This is a genomic window from Halobacillus sp. ABR2_026, from assembly GCF_056158545.1.
On the sequence record NZ_JBSWTM010000001.1, the window covers coordinates 714,158 to 737,977 of the forward strand.

Genomic DNA, 23,820 nt, shown 5'->3' on the forward strand with positions numbered 1-23,820 from the left:
GGCTCTGTTAAAGTTTAGGGTTGATATTACTGCAAAAAGGAACTTCCAATATTATGGAAGTTCCTCATTTTTATAGTTGGCTTATTCAACGAAAGCTCCCTTTTCTTGAAGACTCAGCTTCGAGATGTTTGTGTGGGAGTTAGGGGCTGCGGGGGATGACTCGCTTTCAGCGGGAGCGCGGTGAGCCTCCTCAGGCTTACGCCTTGCGGGGTCTCACCCAGCACTCTCCCACAGGAAAGCGAGTAGTTTCCCAGCCACCCCTGGCACTCCACACGATAACGAACCCCGAACCATCTCGAAATCAAGTCTTCAACAATCCTGCCATTTATCTTAAGACTCCGTTTCGAAATCATAATCCAACAAGATTCAATGGTTGGATCGTGGAAGTAGATCATCTAAAGGTTTTGATACTTGGAAATGAATTCTCTTTTACTATCTTATCATTCATTGTCCCTTCCATCCGTTGATGCAAATATCAACACTGACCTTTATCAGAGCTTAATTGAAAAATAAGAGAGCAATTGAGATAGGGATGAAACTCCAAAACAAGATGATGACACAAAAGCCCATGATGTCTTTGACCTTTAGCCCTGCAATCGCCAGGAGCGGCAACGCCCAAAATGGTTGAATCATATTCGTCCAGGCATCTCCCCAGGCGACAGCCATCGCTGTCTTCGCCGTACTTACCCCCAGGTCCATAGCTGCAGGGATCATGATCGGAGCCTGGACGGCCCATTGTCCCCCTCCAGAAGGGACGAAAAAGTTGACGATGCCGGCACTGATAAATGCGAAAACAGGAAATGTGAATTCTGTAGATACGCTCACGAACCAGTTCGACATCTGCTCGGATAATCCTGAAGCGACCATCATGCCCATGATGCCGGCATAGAATGGGAATTGAATGATAATTCCTCCAGCGTTTTTCACGGCATCATTCGCGCTGTTCAAAAACCTGCGAGGGGTCTGGTGGAATAAAATACCGAGGAATAAGAATATAAAATTCACGATATTGATATTCAAATCGAATCCGTTCCGACCAAAATGGTAGACAATGAATGCAAGACCTAGTGCCCCAATCAACAAGGAAATTACTTTACTGTTTTCCAAATGTTCCGCCGGTGTCATGTCTCTGGTTGATGCCGCCATTTGCTGCTCGGCTTTCTCTTCATCTTCTAAGAACTCAAGATTGTTTTTGCTGAGGTCCCCACTGGATTTCAGTAACCATAAGTTCAGCAGAGGAAGGGTGAGAAGTAATGTCAGGACAATAAAAATATTCATTCCGCTGAATAGCGTGTCGGTAATGGCAATAGAGCCGATGGAGTCGGCGAGAAAGTGGTCTTCCGTGGCAATGGTCAAGGGGATCGATCCTGAGAGTCCACCATGCCATAAGAGGAATCCGCTGTAAGCACTGGCCATCAACAGTCGATAATCAACATTCGGTACCCGTTTAGCAACATGAATCGCAAGAAGGGCACCAGCGACCAACCCAAAACCATAGTTGATCAGACAAGCGAGTCCTGCTACAAACGAAACGAGTAAAATCGCCTGCCCCGGCGTCTTCGCAAGCGTGCTTAATTTTGAAAGGGCTGCCTTGACCACAGGGGTGTTGGCAAGTATGTATCCGGTTACTACGATCAGGGACATCTGCATGGCAAAAGCGAGAAGGTTCCAAAAGCCATCGCCCCAAAATTGGACCATCTCTCCAGCAGAGCTTCCTGTGAAGAAGGTTCCTAAACCAAAAACAATGATGGTCAGGATAATGGCGAACAAAAAGGCATCTGGTAAAAAACGCTGCACCATCCGATCAAAAAAATGGGTAATTCCTCTAAGCATTACGAACAACCTCCTAATGAATTGAAATCGCTTACAACTACATATTTCAGTGTCCCTGAATATAAAATGAATTTCAAGACTTTTCTGTATATTTTTCTTGTCAAAAGTTAGAAAATGCCATATACTACATTGCAACACTAATGCACCCATTCAGAGAAGAGGCGATCGCTTGAATCTTGATACTGACGGTTTAAAGCCTATCTATATCCAAATTGCCGAATGGCTGGAAAGTGAAATTCTTTATGGGAACTTTACTCCTGATGAAAAAGTCTATTCACAGTATAAACTGGCCGATTTATATAACATCAATCCTGCTACGGCAGCCAAAGGACTGACAAAGCTTGCCGAAGAAGGCATTCTTTATGATAGGCGCGGTCTTGGGAAATTTGTCTCTCAGGATGCCAAGCAAATCATTGTTGATAAACGGAAAAACCAAACGTTGAAACATTTCATTCATGACCTTGTAACAGAGGCCGGACGTTTGGAACTAACTGAGCAAGAACTCCTGAAGCTGGTCAGGGATGCCTGGAAAGGGGAAAAAAGATGAAGGCCATCAAATGTATGAACTTGAACAAACGCTATTATCGGAAAAGCGCAATCGATAATCTATCATTTTCAATAGAAGAAAATAAGATTGTTGGAGTAATTGGAAGGAACGGGGCTGGGAAAACGACACTTCTTAAAATCCTTTCAGGTTTAGTAAAAGAGAAATCCGGGATGGTGGAAGTGTTCGGTAGGAGACCTTTCAATAACTTATTTGTCTCAGCCAACACTATCTATATAGATGATCGAATGAATTTTCCAGAAGCATTGACGTTGCAGGAAATTTTATCAGAGGGACAGCGTTTTTATCCTCACTGGGATCATGATTTGGCTCAGCGTTTGTTCGACTATTTCGGTTTTGAAGGTAGACAGCATCACAATGAACTTTCGAAAGGAAAAGAGAGTACGTTCAATATGATTGTCGGTCTCGCCTCAAGGGCAGCGCTGACGATCTTTGATGAACCGACGATCGGCATGGATGCAGCTGTTCGTAAGGACTTTTACCGTGCTTTATTAAAGGATTATTTGATTCATCCAAGGACGATTCTATTATCCACCCATCATCTCGAGGAAATGGAGGATCTGCTGGAAGAAGTGGTCGTCCTGCATCAGGGAAGGTTAGCGCTTCAAATGTCGATGGATGATTTGAAAGAGTATGGGATAGGGATCACGGGGGAGCGAGCTCTTATAGAATCGTTTCTTGAAGGCAGACAAACGCTATGGTTCAGCGAGCAGGCGTTTGATACTTGTTATGCGGTGATCAAAAATGAGCTGAACACTGACGATTTTCAACAAATGAAAGAGGCAGGAATGAAAGTATCCCCTGTTAAAGCGAGCGATCTATGGATCTATTTGACAGAATCTCCAACCAGGAAGGGGAGTGTGGATGATGTCTTTGACCGAAGTGCAGAAGTCTGATGTCATCAAAAAACAGATCGGCTATAAATGGAGAGCCTACACGGGGGTTTTCACTTCACTCGTTGTCATCCAACTTATTGGACTCTTATTTTCTTTAAATGGGGCAGGACAAATGGGGAGCGGGAGAACAGGCTATGATATCAATATAACCTATTATACAGCTGATATTATTATAGGTTTTACGATTTTCTGGGGATTTCTAACCGCATTTCTTTTGACGACAAAAGCGTATCGGGAAGATGATTTCGCTTTTGTGACGACCCGGATGACGAGCACATTCTCTACGATCGTCTTTCTGTTCATCCTTTGTGTCATCGCTGCACTAACCTCTTTATTGGCCGGGTACGCATTAAAACTGCTGGCCTATATAATGATGCCGGGAGAGGATGTACTTCTCCATCAAAGTGTAGGGGACGCTGGTTTGTGGCTTTCGGGGACCGGGGCAACCATCCTGTTAATCTTCCTGTTCAGCAGTATGGGATATCTGGCAGGCATGATTATGCAGATGAACAAAATGTTGATTATTCTTTTTCCTGTGGTCATCGTCGGGGCTATGATTCTATTGACGAAAGGTGGCTACCCGGTGCCAGAGAAATTCTTTCAATTCTACTTTGACGAAAGTAATGGACTGTTATTCTTATTGAAGACACTCGCAACTTCTGTCTTGTTCTTCGGAGCAGCGGTGATGGTGTCCAATCATCTGGAGGTGAAACAATGACGGGAATCGTTGTCCTTCCACTGTTCATGCTACTAATCGTTATCATTTATGTGAGCTGGTTCATGAAGAGAGGTTCACAGAAAGGATTTGGAAGAGGAAAAAACGGTCTTTGGATGTTCATCGGTTATTCCGTTTTTCTGCTCCTATCCACAATGATTTTCTTCATGATTCCTTTGAAAGGATCCGAATTGCAAGGGTCGGAAAAGAATGAAGCAATGGAACAGCGCGCTCAAGATTTCTATACATGGGCTCAGAAAGGGGAGACAGACCAACTGGAAGACTGGCGCGTACAAGAATGGTCTTTCCCCTTTATTGATGATTCATTGGTTCTGCAAAATTCAGAAGAGGTTTTCCATAGCGGAATTAATATCTTTTTGGAACGGACAGACGATGTTTCAGAAACGATAGAAGTCGTTTATTATCAAACACCGATGACGATCAATGGATATCCAATTGAAGAAACTTATGCACCTGAAGTGAGTCTTCACATGGAAACCCTGTCGCTTCGGGAGGGAAGCGTGCAGGAATTACGGTATAAGATGTTCGGCTATGAATTTCCCTTCGGGCTTTTCGAAGAAGAAGGAAGGGAGATGTGGGGAGAGACGACGGTTTCTCACTGGAATTCGTCTGTTCTATACATCCGTGTGCCGGCGGACATAGAGATAGTTGGAGATGAACAGACTTATACGGAAGTGTCTCCTGTTGATGATAAAGAATAAAGAGTATTTTACGGCAGCCATCCGCGATACCAGAGTTTTTATGATAATAGCAGGGTCCTTTATAGGGATCCTGCTTTTTGTGTGGGTTATTATTTCCTCAATGTTCTTAGGAGCACGGGGTTTTTCACACAATTGGGCGGGCGCACATAATTTAGCACTAGAGGTGGTGAGAATGAAGGATGTCAAAAGGGAATCTGTGAACGACCCTTTACAACAGGAGAAACAGGAGTGGAAAAAGCGTCAAGTTCAACATCGTCTGAAACAGGTACTGACGATATCATCACCAATCTTCATTGTATTGCTCTGGGAATTTTTATCGAGGACGGGGTTGATTGATGCCCGTTTCTTTCCGCCACCGACAGAGATTGTCGGAACATTTTGGGCGATGGGAATGAGCGGGGAATTATTCCATCATGTCGGGATCTCTTTATTCCGCATCTTTGCAGGTTTTCTGCTCGGGGTTATACCAGCTATCGTGATTGGTCTGCTTATGGGGCTTTATGGACCTGTTCGTCACTTTCTATCCCCTCTTATCATGGCATTGATGCCGATTCCCACACTTGCCCTGCTGCCGATCATCATTATCTTATTCGGTGTGGGTGAGGTTTCTAAAGTGGTTACGATCGCAGGGAGTGTTTTTTTTCCTGTCGTGATTAATACGGTGGCTGGTGTCGTGAATATCGATCGTATTTATTTGGATGTTGCTAAAAATTATGGGGCCGATTCAAAGCAATTCTTTTTCAAAATTGCACTTCCAGGATCTCTTCCTGTCATGCTTGAGGGGATCCAGATGGGGCAGGCGATTGCCCTATTGACGATTGTGGCGGCAGAAATGATGGGAGCGAACTCAGGGATTGGTTATTTGATTTGGACGTCTTACAAAGCTTTTCTCCTGAAAGAAATGTTTGTCGGTCTTGTGCTCATTTCGTTCTTTGGCTACTTATTTTCGATTCTTCTCCGTGCTCTGCAGGCGAAACTGCTGCCGTGGCGATAACTGATGAAAGGAGCGCCAGGGATGGAAGCTAAAATATCGATTAAAGATTTGACCAAAGTGTTCTATAAGAAAGAAAGCCGGGTGACGGCTCTTGAACGTTTATCCCTTGATATTAAGGACGGAGAGTTCGTTTGTCTTGTTGGTCCGAGCGGGTGTGGAAAGACGACCCTTTTAAGAATTTTGGCCGATCTTGAAAAGCCGAGCGGGGGAACCTTCACCATTGCAAAAAGCGAAAAAGAACGTCCACTCCAATCGATGGTCTTTCAGGAGCGTGGCGTTATCCCATGGTTGACTGTGGAAGGTAATGTGAGTTTTGGATTGAAAATGAGGCATTTACCTGAGCAAGTGATCAAGGAAAGAACCGAATATTATTTGAAGAAGGTAGGACTTTGGAAGTTTGCTAAGCTGTACCCGAAAGAGCTGTCGGGTGGTATGAAACAGCGGGTAAGTATCGCCAGAGCGTTTGCCAATGATCCAGAAATACTGTTAATGGATGAACCGTTCGCAGCTCTTGATGAGCAGAACAAATTCATCCTGCAGGAAGAGCTGTTGAATATTTGGTCGGAAACGAAGAAGACCGTCTTATTTATCACTCACAGTATAGATGAAGCCCTTCTCCTTAGCGACCGGATTCTTCTAATGAGCTCACAACCAGGCACCATCATCGGAGAAAAGCGAATCGATCTTCCAAGGCCACGAAATATGGAGCAAGTACGGGCAGATTCACAGATGGCTGAGTACTTTGTAGAAATATGGACCCATCTACAGGAAGAGGTCCAACGTTCCCGCAAATCGTGAAGGAAAGGGGATTGGAATCCCATGATGAAAAAAGTATGTCATTTATTGTCTTTTTTGTTCCTCATATTTGTCTTATTCGGATGTGCCTCCAGTGAGGAAGGGGGAGGAGGGAACACAGAGAATCCTTCCGGGGATTTTGCTCCTTTGGAGAAGAAGACGACAGTTGTCATCGCTGAAGACGGGGCTGCATCTGGTGCAGGTTTTTATATAGCCGAAGAAAAAGGATATTTTGAAGATTATAATATCGATATCAAATTCACCACGTTCGCCAATAGTGACGATATGTTGCCGGCTCTTGCCGCGGGTGAAGTGGATATTGCCGGAGGGGTATCAACGGCATCCTTCTTCAACGCCATCGCACAGGGAATCGACGTCAAAATCATCGCAGATAAGGGACACTATTTTGATGGAAGTTCTTACTTCAGTTTCGTGATTCGGGAATACTTCAAGGTGAAATCAAAGCGTACAAAGATTTGAAAGGAAAAAGGATTGCCGTCTCTTCAAGGAATGCGGTGGATGACTACATCTTCCAGCGCATGCTTGATCATGCTGGGCTGACAGAGGATGATGTTGAATTTGTTCTTATGTCTGACTTTGGAAATATGCTGGCAGCCATGGGCAGTAAGTCCATTGATGCCGCTCTTCAAATTGAACCCTTAATTACGCAGGGAGAAACTCAGAACCTGCATGTTCGTTTCGGTGATGCCACGGACTTTGCACCAGATGCACAGATTGCCATGGTCCTCGGGTCTCCTGATTTTATTGAAAAAGAAACGGACGTCTCTGTAAGGTTCATGGCGGCGTATTTGAAGGGTGTTCGGGATTATAACGACGCGTTCCTTTACGATGAAGGTCTGGATGAAGTCATTGAAATTATGACGAAACATACCGCACTGAAAGATCCAGGTGTGTGGGAAAAGGTTGGCGTGACTGGTCTGGACCCTAATGGTGCCATGTTTATTGAGGATATTAAAAAACAATTTGAGATGTATGACCAAAACGGGGCAATCAGTGGCGACATCGATTTTAATCAGGCTATAGACACTTCCCTGACAGAGGAAGCCATCGAACAAATCGGCCCGTATGAGCGATAACCTTATAAAGGAAAGGCATCCGTTGGGGATGCCTTTTTATGTACTAATATTTCGGGATAAATTTTTGAATTTGACTTGATATTTCAAAATGAGTCCTAAGAAGTGGTAGGAAAGTTTTGGCATTCAGGGGGGGCGAATCATGAATGGGGCCTTAAGTGGTATAGACGACTATATCTATATTCGTTACGCTTTTATTATATATTGTAAGCGTTTACATAAATGAGCATGTTGTGGTTTACAAAAGAGGTCTTCCTGGATAGGAAAACGTCTTTTACAAATAGATAAATGAAGGAGGAATGTGTAATGAAAGTGGCTGGAAAATGGGTGTTGGTCCTCACAATCGCTTTCGGTCTGATGCTCCCATCCTGGTTTATGAGCACACAAGTAGAAGCCAGGGGGAGTGGTGGGCACCATGGTTTGATCATCTTCGAGAACGTTCCACAGTCTGACGTTTCTGTAGAAGGGAATTCTATTCAATTATCTGCCTTGAACGTTCATGAAGACGGTCATTTTACTAAAGTGGAGAAAGGAGTGCGGTGGAAATCCAAAAACCCGAGAGTGGCCAAGGTGGAGAAGGATGGTACGGTCACTTTTACCGGTAAGCCAGGAAGGACTTGGATCGTTGCATCCAACGGTCGTTCATATGATCGTATTGCTGCTGCCTATAAACCTTCCCGTTCTAAGGAAGGGAAACATGATTTTCAACCGATTATCCAGAAGCAGCGTGGGGAGCGTTACCAAGTGGTTGAACATGCCCTTGCCAACATGACGATGGAAGAAAAGGTCGGTCAAATGCTTATGCCGGATTTCAGGACATGGGAAGGGGAAAACGTCACAGACATGCTTCCTGAAATTAAGGAAATGGTTCAAAAATATCACCTCGGAGGTGTCATTCTTTTCCGGGAAAATGTTGTAACCACAGAACAAACCATCAAACTTGTTTCGGATTACCAGGACGCTTCAGAAAAATACGGGCTGCTGATGACTATCGACCAGGAAGGAGGCATTGTTACGCGCCTTCAGTCCGGAACGGATATGCCTGGAAACATGGCGTTAGGGGCAGCGCGGTCGGAAGAATTGGCCCAGGATGCAGGGGCGGTCAACGGAGCTGAATTAGCTTCTCTCGGGATCAATATGAATTTTGCCCCTGTCATGGATGTGAACAACAACCCGGATAATCCTGTGATCGGTGTCCGCTCTTTCGGAGAAGACCCTCTCCTCGTTGGAAAATTGGGGACGGCGTATACAAAAGGGGTGCAGCAGCAAGGAGTAGCTGCAACCGCAAAGCACTTCCCCGGCCACGGTGACACAGCGACAGATTCGCACATTGGTTTACCCGAGGTACCATATGACCTGGAGCGGTTGGAAGAGGTTGAACTTCTGCCTTTCCAACAAGCGATGGATGCAGGGATTGATGCCGTTATGACCGCTCATATCACGTTTCCAAAGATAGATGCCACCAAAGTGACCTCAAAAAAAGACGGGTCTGAAATCGCTCTTCCAGCTACCCTATCAGAAAAAGTTCTCACAGGTTTGATGCGGGAAGAAATGGATTATAACGGAGTTGTAGTTACAGACGCCTTGAATATGAAAGCAATTGCCGATCATTTCGGCCCTGTAGATGCAGTCATTCGTGCAATCAATGCGGGGACAGATATTGCGCTTATGCCTGTAGGTCTGCAGGAAGTTGTTCCAGGCGTTTATGAAGCCGTGGAATCCGGACGTATTCCCATTGAAACTGTTGATGATTCTGTGAAAAGGATCCTCAGTCTGAAGGTGAAACGTGGGATCTTGAAGGAAGAAACGCCTCAACCTTTGGAGAATAAAATCCAAGAAGCAGCTAAAATAGTGGGATCAGAGGAACATCAAATAATTGAAAAAGAAGCATCAGAGCGATCCGTAACACTTGTGAAGAATGAAGGGGTTCTTCCTTTGACACCTTCTGAAGAGGAACACCTCGTGTTCATTGGAAATACATTCGTTAACGCCCTCGGTGATGCTGTTTCCTCACGTCATTCAAATACCGAAGTGCTTCAGCTGGATGGAAGTGGATGGACGGAAGAACAAAGCAGGGCGCTGAGTGAAGCGGATTATGTCATCGTTGGAACCTACACCTATAATGTATCCACACGTTCGGAAGATCACCCACAAATGCAGATCGTGCAAGATGTCATGACAAAGACGGATGTACCCGTCATTGGTGTTGGGATCCGCAATCCTTATGACATCATGGCGTATCCCGAAATCGATGCCTACCTCGCCCAATATGGTTTTAGAGAAGCAAGCTTTAAAGCGACTGCAGATACCTTGTTTGGTGTCAATCATCCGACAGGCCAGCTGCCTGTAACGATTCCGGATGGCGACGGAGGAGTGTTGTTTGAATATGGGACAGGTCTCACGTATAGAGAGTAATATTTCATAAGTGGAAACTGGCGGTTATGTCTTTTGACGATCAAACAAAAGGGAGAGGATAGTTTTGAAAAAATGGTTCATTCTTACGGTCGTTTTCATCATGGCATTGTCGACATTCACGGTTGTTTTCGCTGATCATAATGGACACCCGGGAAAGAGAAAGGGGCATCATAAAAAAGGCGAACCTTTCAAACTCGGGGTGGAAGTGCTTATGGATGAGGAGAAGGAAAGGATTGAAGGGAAAAACGTAGGGCTGATTACGAATCCGACCGGGGTCGATCAAGAAATGAACAGCATCGTCGACCGCCTCCATAAAGATGAAGATATCAATCTGACCGCTTTGTATGGTCCGGAACACGGGGTGCGCGGAAGTGCCCAAGCGGGTGAATATGTAGAATTTTATACGGATGAAGAAACTGGACTTCCTGTCTACAGTTTGTATGGCACGACACGAAAACCAACGCCCGAAATGCTTGAGGACATCGATGTTCTGCTGTTTGACATCCAGGATGTCGGGACACGATTCTACACGTACATTTATACAATGGCCTATGCAATGGAAGCCGCGAAGGAAAATGATATCCCATTTATCGTTCTGGACCGTCCGAATCCACTCGGTGGAAAGAAAGTAGAGGGGCCGGTCCTAAATGAGGCGTACCAGTCGTTTGTCGGAAATTATCCAATCCCCCTCAGGCACGGCATGACGGTAGGAGAGTTAGCTAAGTTATTTAATGAAGAATTTGAGATTGGCGCAGATTTGCAAGTCGTGGAAATGCAAGGATGGAAGCGCAGTACGGATTATGAAGAGACAGGTCTCGAATTTGTCGCACCTTCCCCGAACATGCCGACTGTAAATACGGCCTTTGTGTACCCGGGAACTGCTCTGATCGAAGGAACCAATGTTTCCGAAGGTCGTGGAACAACCCGCCCGTTCGAATTGATCGGTGCCCCTTACATCAACAGTACAGACCTTGCGGCAGCGATGAATGATCACAACCTTCCAGGAGTAAGATTCAGGGCCGCTTCCTTTACCCCGTCCTTCTCCAAACACGCCGGGGAATTGACTCACGGTGTGCAGATCCATGTTACAGATAGAGAGGAATTCAACGCCGTTGAGACCGGGGTCTACTTAGTGAAAACTATTCATGATCTGTATCCCGAGGACTTCAAGTTCAGAGCAGAAAACTCAGAAGGCATCTCCTTCTTCGATTATCTGATCGGAAACGGATGGGTCCGTGAAGAAATAGAAAACGGGACAGATGTGGAAGTAATAAAAGACCGCTGGGAAGAAGACCTTAAGACATTCCAAAAAGTAAGAAAACATTACCTTCTGTATAGAAAATAAAAGTGGTAAAATTTGACACACCAGGTCATCCATTTTATGGATGACCTGGTGTGTATATTTTTTCCATTAAACGGCAGATGTTGAGCTGCTTGTCTTAAGTGATGGATGATTTATGACAGAAGAGGCCAGGGTGTGATAAAATTTGTAAATATTCATACATATTTGACAAAAACAGAAAGGGAGGATATTGATATGGGATCACAAACGTTTTTGCATAATACATGGAATCGGCTCTGGGAAATGCACGACCAGGCGAAGGATTTATTGACGTTTATGGTAGCAGGTAAAGGCGGGGGGCCTTCGGCTTCCGCTCATCCAAACGAGTCGTCTGAAGATCAGGAGCCGGGAAGGTCTTTTGATACGCGCCAAAAAGTTGGACTTTTTTTAGGGCCATTATTGTTTGCGCTTACACTGCTTTTTTTGGAGGCTGAAGGATTATCACAGAGTGCCGTCGCTGTATTAGCCAGCACTATCTGGATTGCGACATGGTGGATTACGGAAGCGATTCCGATTCCCGCCACATCTTTGCTTCCGCTTATCCTTTTCCCTCTGACCGGTGGTTTGGATGGAGGGTTGACTGCTTCTTCCTATGGGGATAACACGATCTTTCTATTTATGGGCGGGTTTCTGATTGCTTTGGCGATGCAGAAATGGAATTTACATAAACGGATGGCGTTATTTATCATTGCTTCCGTCGGTACAAGTACGGAACAAATCGTGCTCGGCTTCATGGTTGCGACAGGAACGCTTTCCATGTGGATCTCCAACACAGCAACGGCCATGATGATGGTTCCGATTGGAATGGCCGTGATTTACCAGGCTTCTGAACAATTGAAGAAAAAAGGAGAAACGGTTGATCATGAGAATTTCCACTTCGGAAAAGCAGTCATGCTCGGGGTTGCCTACAGTGCTTCAATTGGCGGGCTTGCAACCCTTATCGGTACGCCACCGAACACTATTTTCAAAGCTGTCGTTGAACAAACGTACGGAATAGAAATCAGCTTTGCCGGCTGGATGGCCTTCGGTGTACCGCTGACCATTCTTTTTCTAGCCATTGCGTGGTTTTATTTAGTGAAGGTAGCTTATCCTATGAAAATTAAAGAGCTGCCGGGTGGAAAAAAAGTGATCGGAGATGAAAGGCGTTCGCTTGGGGCCATGAGCGTGGAAGAGAAAATCGTTATGACCGTGTTTACGGTTACTGCAGCCGCTTGGATTTCCAGGTCGTTTTTACTCGTACATCTAAATGAAAACATTAACGACACGATGATTGCGATGAGTGCATCTATTCTTCTTTTCCTCATTCCATCTAAAAATAAGAAAGGGGATTATCTGTTGGATTGGGAGACAGCAAAAGGACTTCCTTGGGGGATTCTTCTTTTATTTGGAGCGGGACTTGCGATTGCCGCCGGTTTCCAGGAAACAGGGCTTGCTGAATGGATCGGTACGCAGTTGACCATCTTAGAAGGAGTTCATCTCATCTTAATCGTTGTCATCGTTGCTGCTCTTGTGATTTTCTTGACGGAGATTACTTCGAATACGGCGACTGCGACGATGATGTTTCCGATTATGGCGTCTCTTGCCAGTGCGATTTCGGTTCATCCCTATAGTTTGATGATTGCTGCCGGAGTTGCAGCGAGCTGTGCCTTTATGCTGCCTGTTGCAACACCGCCAAACGCCGTCGTTTTCGGCAGTGGGTATTTGAGGATTCCCGACATGGCCAAGGCAGGGCTCTGGCTCAACATCGCAGCTGTTGTGTTAATTACAGTCGCTATTTATTTTTACCTGCCATTTGTATGGGGCATTGATTTAACGACATTTCCGACTCGCTTCAATTCTTGATAGAGGATGATAGACATGGAAGCCATACCAAGAAATAAACAACCTTACACCCCCAGACAAAGTGAATTTTGGCGGGTGACCATTGCTCTGATGCTGGCTTCCTTATCGATTTTTTCTACACTGTATGTGTTTCAGCCGTTGCTTCCTGTTTTTACCGAAGCGTTCAATGTGTCAGCGACGGAATCTAGTTTTCTCATGTCTGCCTGTGTCATTGCCATGGTTCTTGGGTTATTCATCCTTGGTTTCTGTGCCGATCGGTATGGGCGAATAACGGTCATGAGGGTTTCCTTGTTCATTACAGCAGGGACGCTTATCCTTTTGCCAGTTACTCAGACGTTTGGGTGGATGGTCGTTTTGAGGTTTATCCAAGGCTTCTTTTTGGCGGGCATCCCGGCTGCTGCGATGGGGTACTTAGGAGAGGAAATCGCTCATAAACATTTAGGTCTTGCGATGACATTATACATCTCCAGTAATGCTTTAGGAGGAATGGGTGGTAGAGTCGTAGGCGGTTATATGACTGATCTCTTAAGCTGGCAGTTGACTTTGTATTCTTTTGCTGGATTCGGGCTGGTTTCTACTGTCCTATTCATCTTTCTCTTTCCTAAAGAACGCTTTTTCGAAAAAACAGATCAAGCTATCGGTGATGATTTGAAAGGGATGCTCTTCCACTTGAAAAGCCGCTCCATGCTGGTGCTTTTCCTGATGGGAGTACTGCTGCAAATCGTTTTCACGGCAATATGGACATACATCCCCTTTCACTTACAGGAAGACCCGTTTAACTGGTCTTTAAAGTGGATTGCCTTCACTTACTTTGCGTACGTGTTCGGGGTTCTGGCCCCACCGATCGCCGGTCGGTTTTCTGATTGGCTGGGATTGAAAAAAGTGATGTTTACAGGTGTGAGCATCCTGATCGCCGGGGCGATGCTGACCGCTTTTCCATCGGGGACAGCTGTACTTGCAGGTTTGTCTCTTATCTGCATGGGGTTTTTCGTGGCCCATTCTATGGCGGCTGCACTGGTCAGCAAGTCGGCAACTCATCATAAGAGCGGTGCCTCCGGTTTTTACTTGATCAGCTATTATCTTGGGGTCGCTATAGGAAGTACAGCGATCGGCACGCTGTGGGAGAACTTTGAGTGGATGGGTGTCCTCAGCGTCACTGGCCTGCTCGCCCTGCTTTTCATCTTCTCACCGATTTACAAGGATGAGTGAGGGTAATTATCCAAAATATGGATGACCTGGTACACCTTTTTTTGGCAATTCTACATGATATAATGTCAGTGGGGTTGAATAAAGCGTCTCTAAAGAATGTATGGATTTAAGGAGAGAGAAACATGGAGAAAACGCCTCTCGTTAAAGGCAGCCAAGTCGATGGGGAAACGCGGTGTGCTCATTATCACAGCAGAGTCGACATCATCGCCATTCGTTTTTATTGCTGTGGGGAGTTCTATGCCTGCTTTTCCTGTCATCAGGAACAGGCGGATCACGAACCGACCCGTTGGCCGAAGAGCATGCATGGAGAACAGGCTGTCCTCTGCGGAAGTTGTAAAAGTCGGCTGACGATTCGACAATATATGAAAGCGGAGCGGTGTCCGTATTGTCAGCATGGATTCAATGGAGGCTGCCGTCTGCATTACCCGCTTTATTTTGAGGTATGACCGTCCATTTTATGGGCGGTTTTTTTATGGGACGTGTGTTTGTACGATCTGAAAAAGCTTGATCATAATTTTTTAAGAATCATCCAAACTATTTATCGATTACATAGTCTAATAACTAGAAAGATCATAGCGGTTTAGTACAGATCTGGAAGGAAGAGCAGGAGGGAGACCCATTGGAAGTTTCCATCATAGAAAAAGCGATTGAAGGGGATGATGAATCATTTATCATCATGATGAAGACCTTTAAACAAGACATATACAAAACAGCACTCGCTTTTCTGAAAAATAAAGAAGAGGCTTTGGAGGCGGTGCAGGAAGTAACCGTGCGAGCCTATCAGAAAAGGCATCAACTGAGGAAGCCACAGTACTCCAAAACATGGTTGATCAGAATTACGATCCATTACTGCCAAGATACTTTGAAACAAATGAGCCAAGTCCACCCTCGGGAATAAATAGAAAAGGCCGGGGAGGATGAGGCGGATCGGATTGCGCTCGAAGATGCTATTGCTTCTCTTGATCCGAAAGATCAGGAACTGGTTTATTTGAAATATTTTCATGGAATTACGTTCCGGGAATTATCGAAAATGATGAAGGTGAAAGAGAACACATTAAAAACGCGTCTCTATACAGCACTTGGCAAATTGAAGAAAGAAATAGAAGAGGAGGGGCGACATGAGTAAACGGGATGAAGATTTGAAAGAATGGAAAAAAATGTATGACCAGGTACATGTGGATGAGTGCGAGTTAGATGATGCAATCGAGCATGGCTTTCATAAGGCGTCCTCTCCCTCAAAGGTAAGGTTTCCGAAGGTGATATGGCCGATGCTGGCTGCTGTTGTTGCGTTGTTGGTGATGGCTGGAGGCGTTCGTGTGTCTCATGTGTTCGCTGAGAAGATTTCACAAATTCCAGGCATGGAGAAAATGGTGACCCTTATTCAGGGGGATCATAGTAAGAGGGCGGCTGTGGAAGCTGACCATTTTCAACCGCTTGATATAACAGAGGAAAAAGGGGAGCTAAGGCTGACGTTGGAAGGAGTCATTCGTGATGACTATGGGATCGTTATTTTTTATAACTTGGAAGCGGACGGGAACCATAGGAACCTTCGTTTAGGCACCCCGGAACTGATGACAGGGGATGGGAAAGACCTGCCGCCGAGGTCTTTGTCTTATAAAGGTGATGGATTAGGAAAAGGCAGCTCGATGCAGATGATGGAGGTTTATACCCAGGAGTCGATGGAAGATATAGAGGAGTTCGAACTCGCCATGTCAGGTAGTGGGATTGTGGATGGCTCATTCGTGAAAGAAAACTTCAGGGTAAGTTTCCAAGCAGATTCTTCTGCTTCATCGAGAGAGTACCCCGTTCATGAACAGGTATCCATCGAAGGGGAACGGTTTATCATTGATCATGTGATCATCCATCCCTTAAGAACGGAGATAAAAGTGAGTGAGCATCCGAATAACCGAACGGAGCTGCTTTCGATTGATGATCTTTCATTAATAGGGGAAGACGGAAAGGTATGGTCTGGAATTAACAATGGAATAACCACGTCTGGGGGTCCAGGGGATGATGAATTGACGTTTTATATAGAAAGCAACTATTTTGAGGACCCTGAATCCTTATCGCTTCATTTTTCAAAAGTGATGGTTGTGGATCCTGAAACAGAATATATGACCATTGACGTGGAAAGTGAAGAAATTATCTATCAGCCTTCTGATCTAGCAACACTGCTTCACTCATCCCCTTCCCATTTCGAAATAGAATTCCACGAAGATGTAGCCCGGGATATCGGTTTTTCGAGTTTGACGGATGCGGAAGGGAACAGCTTGTACCCATCCAGTAAACAGATTGAATCCAGGATGGAAGGGCCGAAGACTGTCGAAACATTTCTGGCAGAGGAAGTGAAAGGCCCCCTCCGAATTGATTTCTCCTCCTACCCTCATTGGCTGGAGAAGGAAATAGACATTCCATTAAAGTGAAAAAAAGCTGAGTCTATACAAAGACTCAGCTTTTTTGTGAAAATGAACGAGATGATCACATTATTCCTCTACTATAAATTCGAAATTCCCTTCGAATTTAACGTCTTTACCTAAAAGGACACCGCCTGTTTCAAGGGCTGCATTGTACGTCAATCCATAAGCTTCACGGTCGAGTTTTCCACGGACATCAAAGCCTGCAATCGTGCTGCCATCCATCGGGCTCTTGGATGTTCCATTGTATTCAACTTCAAACGTTTCCTCTCGGGTTACTTCTTTAATCGTGAAGTTCCCTGTCACTTCAAATTCGTCGTCCGTAATTTTTTTGATGGAGGTGCTGCGGAAGACGAGATTTGGATATTGATCCGCTTCGAAAAAGTCGCCTGAACGCAGATGACCGTCACGTTGCTCATTACCTGTGTTGATGGAAGTTACAGGAATGGAAACCGTGACTTGGGAAGACGGGAGGTCATTTAAATCACCCGAGAATTCGAAGTCGAACGTTTCGAATTCTCCTTTCGCTTTGGATACCATCATATGTTTGATTTGAAAATTAAGGCTACTGTGTACTTGATCCAACGTCAATTTTGTCATTTTGTATTCCCCTTTAAGAAATAGTTTGAATTCTAAATAAAAGATTACTCTCTATTTACTTTGAAGTCAAGATATTTTATTCCGAAATATTTAAAGTGTGAAAAAAAGCCCCGGACCTAGGGATATCCGGGGCTGTCATATTACCTGCGTACGAACTAAAAAGAATTCCTTTCCTTCGTGAAACTGGGGAAGTGATTGTGAGATGACCGGCTTTCTGTGGGAGTCCCGTGAACCTCCTCAGGCTTCCGAGGTCTCACGATGCAGCTGGTTTCCTCAGGAGTCTCGCATTTACTGGACCACCTTTTCAGTATTGTAGGGAAAGAATTCAGTTCAATCCCGGATAAAGAAGCCGGGTTCTTACCGGGTGAAGTCCGTAATCTTTTTTAGGAAAGGGATGGAAGGGCAGATCGGAAGACACCTCCAAGGTGAGACCCCAGAAAACGAAGTTTGAGGAGGCTCAGCATTCCCCGCGGAAAGTGGGCGGTTTGCCCTTCCATCCCATGCTCTCATAAAGCGAACGGACGACCATCTCCCGAGAACTTATGATAACCCCTTATTTATTCATTCGGAAATGGGCATTTAACTGGCCGCGTAGCATTCGTTCCATCACTTTACCTCTGGGTGAAGATTGCAAATCTTTCCGTATTTCGTATGTTTGTACACCTTCTTCCCGTTTATCGGCGATTTGCAGGAGAGTTTCTACATCAGAAAATGAATACTTCCGGGTACCTCTTTTCGTACGTTCAGGAAAAATCAGTTCTCTTTCTTCATAGTAACGGATCTGTCTTACCGAAAGTCCAGTCAGCTCATTGACCGTACCAATCGAGATGACTTTTTTATGCTTGTACGATGACATCCCTTCTCCTCCTCCGTGTTGGGCTTCCTTAGGGGCGATCCACCCGGGAAGCCAGAGCTTCGAGCTCTGTCAATGTCAACGATTGGAGCCCTTCATCAGAGGCTTGGTACATTCCGGCCTCTACGAGTTTTTGAATGTAGTGTTCTTTCATACTTTCAACGGCTGTCCTCAAGTGATTTTTCATTATGGTTCACTCCTATAAAATTGATAAAGAAGTTCAGTGAGCACAACAACAGCTGGAAGATATAGAAACCTTCATATACTCCTCCCATTCTTATTGATTGTTAATAGAATATCGGAAATAAGATATATTGTCACTCTTCATGTTAGAAAATCTAACATGAAATATACTTTTCGTGATAAAAGCTAACAAAACACATTCGACATCTTTCACTCTATCTATATTTAGCAGGATGGTTATATAATAAATAGAAATAATTGGATAGGGTGGGTTGTGGATGGTTGTGAAAACGAAGGGTCTGTCGATGATGGATGCTCTGAACAGTATAAAAGAATATATATTGTTGGCGGATGTCAATGATCGCCTCGTGTGGATGAATGAAGAAGCAGCAGCCCTTTTGAAAAAGCTTGCTCCTTTATTGGGATACGAGAGTGTAGAAGAAGTGGTCGGGGAGCATGTGGAAAAGTTATTGACCGGGACGCATAGCCCTCAGGTGAGGGAGGGGAAGGAGCGTCTTCTGAGAATCGATATAAAAGGTGAATTTATCGCTGATGCCATCATCACTCCGCTAAAGGGCGGAGAGAAGGAAATGGGCTATCTTATCATGTTGAAGGATAGAACGGGGAGAGAAGAAGAAGAGCAGAAGAAGAGCAGCGGAAAGATTCGATCATCGCTTCCCTCTCTATCCCTATTTTGAAAGTGTGGGATCATGCTGTTGCAGTCCCGCTCATCGGCGACCTTGACGAAAAGAGAGTGGATACCCTCATGTCATCTCTATTGAAAGAATGCACAGAAAAAGATATTCAATACGCGTTAATCGATTTGAGCGGGATTCATACTTTTAATGATCAGTTCAGTAGCCACTTGAAACTATTGGATCAATCCCTGCAATTGGTAGGAACCGAGTGTCTGATCGTGGGAATTACGCCGAAACTGGCTCTTTCTTTCCAGCACTTCGATAAACGATTGAAAACGTTTAAAGATACGTATTCAGGTCTCCGGTATATCATTGAACACGATTGCTGAACCGTGTTTGCTTTTACGCAGGTCTGATTTTCTGTGAGATTAATAAATGTCTGCTTTTATTAAAAGATAGATAAAAAAGTAAATGCAAGCAGCAACGATCGATCTTTAGTGTTTATTGTCCATCTATTTAGTGAATGAATGAGATAGAAGGGCGGTGAGGAACATGTGGATCAGAAAGCCATTTTTCAAATATATATCTGCAGCTATCCTTATTCTCATTCTCTATTATTTCTTAGAGAAACTAGAATTGCTGGACCCTGTTAAAACAATCTTCGGAACATTATTCTATCCGATGCTGATTGCGGGGTTCCTTTTCTACATTTTGCGGCCGGTGGTCCATTTTATCGCAAAATCGAAATATATCCCACTGCCTGCAGCCATCCTGCTAGTCTTTGCTTTTATCGGTGGTCTGATATTTACTGGTGTCTGGTTTTTGGCAGATACGATTCAAAAACAGATTACAGATATATCCAAGCTTCCTGATAAAATCAAGGAAACGGCAGAAGAAGCAGGGAAGAAGCTTGAGGAAAGTGATATGGGCATGGTATCAGGTGCCTCAATCCAACAAAAAGTTACGGAGTACTTCGGCGGTTTGACCCAGCAAATCGGGGAACATATGATGAGTGTCTTCTCCACGATTGCAGGGGCAACCACCATTTTGATCATTGTTCCGTTCGTTTTGTTCTTTTTTCTGAAGGATGGACACCGATTGATTCCATTCTTACAAAGAGCTTTGCCTGAAAAACATAAACCGCGTGGGGAGAAGATCCTTGGAGATTTAGATTACACGGTTTCTTCTTATATTATTGGACAAGTGACGATTGCTGCGGTTGATGGCGTTCTTACCTATATCGGCTACGTCATTATCGGTCTTGATTACGCGTTGATTTTAGGGCTTTTTGTCATTTTCACGTGCGTTATTCCTTTTGTAGGTCCTGTGATTGGTGCTATTCCGGCAATCGTCGTTGCTCTTATGCAGGAACCTTCCATGGCCGTTTATGTAATCATCACATTCATCGTTGTTCAGCAATTAGAAAGTAATCTCGTCGCCCCATTCGTTTTTGGGGAACGGTTGAACATCCATCCTTTGACAGTCATTCTCCTGCTTGTTGTTGCTGCGCCGTTATACGGGGTGGTGGGAATGATTATCGCTGTACCTACTTATTCTGTATTGAAAGTTTTATTAAAACACGGGTACGATTTTTATCGTCTCTATCATCCGAGACATGAATGACGTTCAGGAAAATTCCTGAACGTCATTTTTACTTTAGTTCAATTTTTGAAATCAACATCATCAATCACGAACCCGCTCTTCGGAAGAGACGGCATTTTCCTTAAGCTATAGCTGTAGTCTTGGTCGGGGACATTATATTTCAGATACTTGGTCATGTACCGAAAACTGGCCTGGAGCACTTCGATGGTCGGCCATTCCCCTGGACAGCGGTGCCCCTTGTAGTATCCGCCTCCGCCTTGTGGGATCAAATCGAACAATCCCCCGTCCCAATCGATGAAACGGTCAGGGTCGAAATGATCCGGTCTTTTCCACACTTTAGGGTCGTGATTGATGCCGTAAATATCGATTAATACGAGCTGATCTTTCTTGAAAGGGTACTGTTGCCATATAAAATCATGGTCAACCCTCGCTCCTAAAAATGGGACAAAGGGGAAAAAGCGGCGGACTTCCTGGGCGAACCGGAACAAATATTCATCATTTACTGCTATTGGTTTCTGCGTTTCGGGATGTTCATGTAAAGCGACAGCTCCGAATGTTATGAACTTAGATATGGCTACAAGGGGACGGATAACATTCAATACTTCAATGGCCGCCATTCGTGCATCCAATGGTTGCCCGTTAATGTCCCTGTGCATAGCCATTTCATAAATCGCTTTGCCTTTTTCTGCGTTCATATGCCCTTCCCGGACCTTTACAATCATTCTTTCTATCCAGTCTTCTGAACGTTTTCGTGCTTTTCTGCTTTTGATATGTTCAGGGCCCATAGCACTGAATCCATCAATCATCAGACTCAAGTCTCTTGTTCTTTTTTCCACTTCCTCTTCTGCAAGTGGAACTCCTGCCCAGGCACAAGCGGTACGGCAGAGTAATTCCCGAGACTCATCGTAGAGGTTCACCTTTTTCATTTGGCTCCACTTCTTAGTAAACTGTGCCCAGTTTTGTATAGTACGCTCAAACAACTCTTGAACTGATTCTGGGGTCATCAATGACATGAACAACAGTTTGCGGTGAGTATGGGCATTCCCATCCATAGTTTGTATGGCGTCTTCCCCGAATAAAGTTTTCAACACCCTTTTTGGAAGGGCACCCTTTCGGTTCATTCTGTTTGTATCATAAAAGAGCTTTGCCCCTTCGAGACCGCTGATAAGAGCTGTTTTCTCTCCAAGTATAATCGTTTCATAAACATCCAGATGGTGATTCTGCAAGCGGTTGGGTATAAAGTTATATCCATCTTTAAAAATAGCCAGTGTGCGATCTACGCCTTTGTCTTTGGGGACGTGGGTTTTCATTATGTCCATCCTCCTCCTGACATTCTTTTAACTTTGTGCATTCCTTTTTCTTCCTAATCATAAACCGGCTTCAAAAATTTATCGAAAATCTATTGAATTTTCATGCATGAAAATGTATAGTTACTAACTATTAAGAGTTGTTTAATTATACTGATTCATGCATAAAAATGATGGAGGGGGAGCAATCATGGCTATACAACATTCAAAAGTGGAGACCATCCAAGAATCTACATCCTATACAACTAAACAGTGGATGAAGTTTCTCCTGCCTTCTTTCGTAGGCGTTCTGTTATTTCTCGTTCCTATTTCTGTGGACGGGCGAGTGACAATAGGTCTCGGATTAATGGCTGATGGTCTGCAGGCAGCAATCGGACCGTGGATACCTTTATTTATGACCATCGTCATATCTCTTGCTGCAATTGGGAGTTTGGTAGTGAAAGGTTCTGGAGAAAAGGTGAGAAGCCATCCTTTTATAGGGAATGTTTTCGATGTGGGACCTTTATGGATCGTTCTGCGATTCCTGGGAGCAGCTTTTGCTGTCATGACCTTGACCGAAGTGGGGCCATCATTTATCGGTTCTGAACTGACAGGCGGAGTCGTCCTTTATGACTTGATTCCGGTGCTTATGGTTTGGTTTTTATTTGCCAGTTTATTCATGCCCTTACTATTGGAGTTCGGTTTGATGGACTTGATCGGTACGGTTGTTAGAAAAGTGATGCATCCGTTGTTCAAGCTTCCTGGTCGTTCTTCGGTGGATGCAATGGCCTCATGGATGGGAAGTGGAACTGTAGGAGTATTGCTGACAACACAGCAATATGAAAACGGGTATTACTCCAAGCGTGAAGCGGCAGTCGTTGCCAGTAACTTTTCAATTGCGTCCATAGCATTCAGTTTAGTTATTGCTAAATTCCTGGCCATTGATCATATGTTTGTATCTTTCTATTTCACAGTAGTGGTCTGCGGAATCGTTGCCGCTGTCATTTGTCCTCGTATACCGCCGCTATCCATGAAGAAAGAAACTTACCATGAACCGGTAGGTAAACAAATTGATGAAATTGTCCCTGAAGGAAAATCCACTTTCAAATTTGGACTGGAACAGGCTGTAGCTAAAGCTGACCAAGTGAAAAGTGCAGGTACTGTCGTGAGAAAAGGTATTTTCAATGTTGTGGACATTTGGTTCGGTCTCATTCCTTTGGTAATGGCGCTTGGGACAATCGCGCTTGTGGTCGCTGAATTTACACCAGTGTTTACGTGGCTCTCTTATCCATTCATTCCGTTTTTGAATCTCCTACAAATACCAGAAGCAGCAGATGCAGCGCCGGCTATGATCGTCGGGTTTGCAGACATGTTTCTGCCTGCAGTGGTAGGGAGCGGTATAGACTCAGAATTGACCCGTTTCATTATCGGCGTCATGTCTTTGACTCAGTTGATTTACATGTCTGAGATTGGAATATTGTTAATCAAATCGAAGATACCGATTAACTTTTTTGAACTGTTTGTGATTTTCCTTCAGCGTACAGTCATTACACTACCGATTGCCGCGCTGCTTGCTCACCTCTTATTCTTTTAAATCGGCATATTGAATACAAAAAAAGGCGTAGCTGAATTTTCAGCTACGCCTCATTTATTTACAATAGGGGAGGTCATTACATGTATAGGTTTCGCCAGTGTATTATGATTTTTGGGGGTTTTACGCTGGGAATGAATAAAGCTCCTTTTCATAATCGCAGGAAGGGCTTTCTCTTCGTAGGTTATGGTGCGTCCCAGTAGTGGTGGTCTTTTTGCAACAACTACAGAC

23 protein-coding genes and 1 pseudogene are annotated in these 23,820 nt (G+C 44.5%); 19 read left to right on the forward strand and 5 right to left on the reverse strand.

Going from position 1 to position 23,820, the window contains the following annotated elements:
- Positions 1-498: 498 nt before the first annotated feature.
- Positions 499-1,833 carry a short-chain fatty acid transporter gene (locus ACXADE_RS03605; RefSeq protein WP_474979146.1) on the reverse strand — a complete coding sequence of 445 codons (1,335 nt, stop codon included), beginning with the start codon at positions 1,831-1,833 and terminating at the stop codon, positions 499-501.
- 169 nt (positions 1,834-2,002) lie between these two features.
- Between ACXADE_RS03605 and ACXADE_RS03610 the strand changes: the two genes are divergently transcribed.
- The 15 genes and pseudogenes from ACXADE_RS03610 to ACXADE_RS03680 all read left to right on the forward strand — a co-directional run bounded on the left by ACXADE_RS03610 (position 2,003) and on the right by ACXADE_RS03680 (position 16,845).
- A complete protein-coding gene (locus ACXADE_RS03610; RefSeq protein ID WP_474979147.1) occupies positions 2,003-2,380 on the forward strand; it encodes a GntR family transcriptional regulator in 378 nt (125 codons plus the stop codon).
- On the forward strand, positions 2,377-3,294 hold the full coding sequence (locus ACXADE_RS03615) for an ATP-binding cassette domain-containing protein (protein WP_474979148.1): 918 nt from the start codon (positions 2,377-2,379) through the stop codon (positions 3,292-3,294). The genes ACXADE_RS03610 and ACXADE_RS03615 overlap by 4 nt, the downstream gene beginning before the upstream one ends.
- Positions 3,266-4,012: a hypothetical protein gene (locus ACXADE_RS03620; protein ID WP_474979149.1), complete on the forward strand. Its 747-nt coding sequence runs from the start codon at positions 3,266-3,268 to the stop codon at positions 4,010-4,012. Before ACXADE_RS03615 ends, ACXADE_RS03620 begins: the two co-directional genes overlap by 29 nt.
- Positions 4,009-4,731, forward strand: coding sequence for a hypothetical protein (locus ACXADE_RS03625; protein ID WP_474979150.1), 723 nt, complete (start codon positions 4,009-4,011; stop codon positions 4,729-4,731). The genes ACXADE_RS03620 and ACXADE_RS03625 overlap by 4 nt, the downstream gene beginning before the upstream one ends.
- A 172-nt stretch (positions 4,732-4,903) precedes the next feature.
- Positions 4,904-5,725: an ABC transporter permease gene (locus ACXADE_RS03630; protein WP_474979151.1), complete on the forward strand. Its 822-nt coding sequence runs from the start codon at positions 4,904-4,906 to the stop codon at positions 5,723-5,725.
- Positions 5,726-5,746: 21 nt separating this feature from the next.
- Positions 5,747-6,523, forward strand: a complete 777-nt coding sequence (locus ACXADE_RS03635) for an ABC transporter ATP-binding protein (protein ID WP_474979152.1) — start codon at positions 5,747-5,749, stop codon at positions 6,521-6,523.
- A gap of 24 nt (positions 6,524-6,547) precedes the next feature.
- Positions 6,548-7,617, forward strand: a pseudogene (locus tag ACXADE_RS03640) (ABC transporter substrate-binding protein).
- Positions 7,618-7,920: 303 nt separating this feature from the next.
- Positions 7,921-10,029 carry a glycoside hydrolase family 3 protein gene (locus ACXADE_RS03645; protein WP_474979153.1) on the forward strand — a complete coding sequence of 703 codons (2,109 nt, stop codon included), beginning with the start codon at positions 7,921-7,923 and terminating at the stop codon, positions 10,027-10,029.
- A 64-nt stretch (positions 10,030-10,093) separates the two neighbouring features.
- Complete coding sequence (locus ACXADE_RS03650) at positions 10,094-11,374, forward strand: exo-beta-N-acetylmuramidase NamZ family protein (protein ID WP_474979154.1); 1,281 nt, start codon at positions 10,094-10,096, stop codon at positions 11,372-11,374.
- 192 nt (positions 11,375-11,566) lie between these two features.
- Positions 11,567-13,213 carry an SLC13 family permease gene (locus ACXADE_RS03655; RefSeq protein ID WP_474979155.1) on the forward strand — a complete coding sequence of 549 codons (1,647 nt, stop codon included), beginning with the start codon at positions 11,567-11,569 and terminating at the stop codon, positions 13,211-13,213.
- Between the two features lie 15 nt (positions 13,214-13,228).
- Positions 13,229-14,422 carry an MFS transporter gene (locus tag ACXADE_RS03660; RefSeq protein WP_474979156.1) on the forward strand — a complete coding sequence of 398 codons (1,194 nt, stop codon included), beginning with the start codon at positions 13,229-13,231 and terminating at the stop codon, positions 14,420-14,422.
- Between the two features lie 122 nt (positions 14,423-14,544).
- Positions 14,545-14,868: a CHY zinc finger protein gene (locus ACXADE_RS03665; RefSeq protein ID WP_474979157.1), complete on the forward strand. Its 324-nt coding sequence runs from the start codon at positions 14,545-14,547 to the stop codon at positions 14,866-14,868.
- A gap of 173 nt (positions 14,869-15,041) precedes the next feature.
- Positions 15,042-15,320 (forward strand): sigma factor, encoded by a 279-nt coding sequence (locus tag ACXADE_RS03670; protein ID WP_474979158.1) that lies wholly within the window; start codon positions 15,042-15,044, stop codon positions 15,318-15,320.
- A complete protein-coding gene (locus tag ACXADE_RS03675) occupies positions 15,321-15,548 on the forward strand; it encodes an RNA polymerase sigma factor (protein ID WP_474982192.1) in 228 nt (75 codons plus the stop codon). It abuts the gene before it with no gap.
- Positions 15,541-16,845, forward strand: coding sequence for a DUF4179 domain-containing protein (locus ACXADE_RS03680; protein ID WP_474979159.1), 1,305 nt, complete (start codon positions 15,541-15,543; stop codon positions 16,843-16,845). The genes ACXADE_RS03675 and ACXADE_RS03680 overlap by 8 nt, the downstream gene beginning before the upstream one ends.
- 60 nt (positions 16,846-16,905) lie before the next feature.
- On the opposite strand, the gene ACXADE_RS03685 is transcribed toward ACXADE_RS03680, so the two are convergent.
- The 3 genes from ACXADE_RS03685 to ACXADE_RS03695 form a co-directional block, all read right to left on the reverse strand.
- Positions 16,906-17,436 (reverse strand): YceI family protein, encoded by a 531-nt coding sequence (locus ACXADE_RS03685; RefSeq protein ID WP_474979160.1) that lies wholly within the window; start codon positions 17,434-17,436, stop codon positions 16,906-16,908.
- A gap of 553 nt (positions 17,437-17,989) precedes the next feature.
- Positions 17,990-18,292 carry a MerR family transcriptional regulator gene (locus ACXADE_RS03690; RefSeq protein WP_474979161.1) on the reverse strand — a complete coding sequence of 101 codons (303 nt, stop codon included), beginning with the start codon at positions 18,290-18,292 and terminating at the stop codon, positions 17,990-17,992.
- A 28-nt stretch (positions 18,293-18,320) separates the two neighbouring features.
- Positions 18,321-18,476 carry a Fur-regulated basic protein FbpA gene (locus ACXADE_RS03695; protein ID WP_474979162.1) on the reverse strand — a complete coding sequence of 52 codons (156 nt, stop codon included), beginning with the start codon at positions 18,474-18,476 and terminating at the stop codon, positions 18,321-18,323.
- Between the two features lie 274 nt (positions 18,477-18,750).
- On the opposite strand from ACXADE_RS03695, the gene ACXADE_RS03700 reads away from it, so the two are divergent.
- From ACXADE_RS03700 to ACXADE_RS03710, 3 genes are all read left to right on the forward strand, one after another.
- Positions 18,751-19,170, forward strand: coding sequence for a hypothetical protein (locus tag ACXADE_RS03700; RefSeq protein ID WP_474979163.1), 420 nt, complete (start codon positions 18,751-18,753; stop codon positions 19,168-19,170).
- Positions 19,171-19,172: 2 nt separating this feature from the next.
- Positions 19,173-19,499, forward strand: coding sequence for an STAS domain-containing protein (locus ACXADE_RS03705; RefSeq protein WP_474979164.1), 327 nt, complete (start codon positions 19,173-19,175; stop codon positions 19,497-19,499).
- 163 nt (positions 19,500-19,662) lie between these two features.
- A complete protein-coding gene (locus ACXADE_RS03710) occupies positions 19,663-20,733 on the forward strand; it encodes an AI-2E family transporter (RefSeq protein ID WP_474979165.1) in 1,071 nt (356 codons plus the stop codon).
- A gap of 38 nt (positions 20,734-20,771) precedes the next feature.
- Here ACXADE_RS03710 and ACXADE_RS03715 read toward each other — a convergent pair whose 3' ends face one another.
- Positions 20,772-22,022, reverse strand: coding sequence for a cytochrome P450 (locus tag ACXADE_RS03715; protein WP_474979166.1), 1,251 nt, complete (start codon positions 22,020-22,022; stop codon positions 20,772-20,774).
- 187 nt (positions 22,023-22,209) lie between these two features.
- Here ACXADE_RS03715 and ACXADE_RS03720 point away from each other — a divergent pair, with 187 nt between their 5' ends.
- Positions 22,210-23,592, forward strand: coding sequence for a YjiH family protein (locus ACXADE_RS03720; RefSeq protein WP_474979167.1), 1,383 nt, complete (start codon positions 22,210-22,212; stop codon positions 23,590-23,592).
- Positions 23,593-23,820 lie beyond the last annotated feature (228 nt).

Coding starts and splice junctions, on each gene's coding strand:
- ACXADE_RS03635 (WP_474979152.1), top strand. CDS start 5,747: ATGGAAGCTAAAATATCGATTAAAGATTTGACCAAAGTGTTCTATAAG.
- ACXADE_RS03695 (WP_474979162.1), bottom strand. CDS start 18,476: ATGAAAAATCACTTGAGGACAGCCGTTGAAAGTATGAAAGAACACTAC.
- ACXADE_RS03620 (WP_474979149.1), top strand. CDS start 3,266: ATGTCTTTGACCGAAGTGCAGAAGTCTGATGTCATCAAAAAACAGATC.
- ACXADE_RS03625 (WP_474979150.1), top strand. CDS start 4,009: ATGACGGGAATCGTTGTCCTTCCACTGTTCATGCTACTAATCGTTATC.
- ACXADE_RS03630 (WP_474979151.1), top strand. CDS start 4,904: ATGAAGGATGTCAAAAGGGAATCTGTGAACGACCCTTTACAACAGGAG.
- ACXADE_RS03655 (WP_474979155.1), top strand. CDS start 11,567: ATGGGATCACAAACGTTTTTGCATAATACATGGAATCGGCTCTGGGAA.
- ACXADE_RS03605 (WP_474979146.1), bottom strand. CDS start 1,833: ATGCTTAGAGGAATTACCCATTTTTTTGATCGGATGGTGCAGCGTTTT.
- ACXADE_RS03715 (WP_474979166.1), bottom strand. CDS start 22,022: ATGAAAACCCACGTCCCCAAAGACAAAGGCGTAGATCGCACACTGGCT.
- ACXADE_RS03700 (WP_474979163.1), top strand. CDS start 18,751: ATGGTTGTGAAAACGAAGGGTCTGTCGATGATGGATGCTCTGAACAGT.
- ACXADE_RS03645 (WP_474979153.1), top strand. CDS start 7,921: ATGAAAGTGGCTGGAAAATGGGTGTTGGTCCTCACAATCGCTTTCGGT.
- ACXADE_RS03720 (WP_474979167.1), top strand. CDS start 22,210: ATGGCTATACAACATTCAAAAGTGGAGACCATCCAAGAATCTACATCC.
- ACXADE_RS03615 (WP_474979148.1), top strand. CDS start 2,377: ATGAAGGCCATCAAATGTATGAACTTGAACAAACGCTATTATCGGAAA.
- ACXADE_RS03680 (WP_474979159.1), top strand. CDS start 15,541: ATGAGTAAACGGGATGAAGATTTGAAAGAATGGAAAAAAATGTATGAC.
- ACXADE_RS03665 (WP_474979157.1), top strand. CDS start 14,545: ATGGAGAAAACGCCTCTCGTTAAAGGCAGCCAAGTCGATGGGGAAACG.
- ACXADE_RS03685 (WP_474979160.1), bottom strand. CDS start 17,436: ATGACAAAATTGACGTTGGATCAAGTACACAGTAGCCTTAATTTTCAA.
- ACXADE_RS03660 (WP_474979156.1), top strand. CDS start 13,229: ATGGAAGCCATACCAAGAAATAAACAACCTTACACCCCCAGACAAAGT.
- ACXADE_RS03690 (WP_474979161.1), bottom strand. CDS start 18,292: ATGTCATCGTACAAGCATAAAAAAGTCATCTCGATTGGTACGGTCAAT.
- ACXADE_RS03710 (WP_474979165.1), top strand. CDS start 19,663: ATGTGGATCAGAAAGCCATTTTTCAAATATATATCTGCAGCTATCCTT.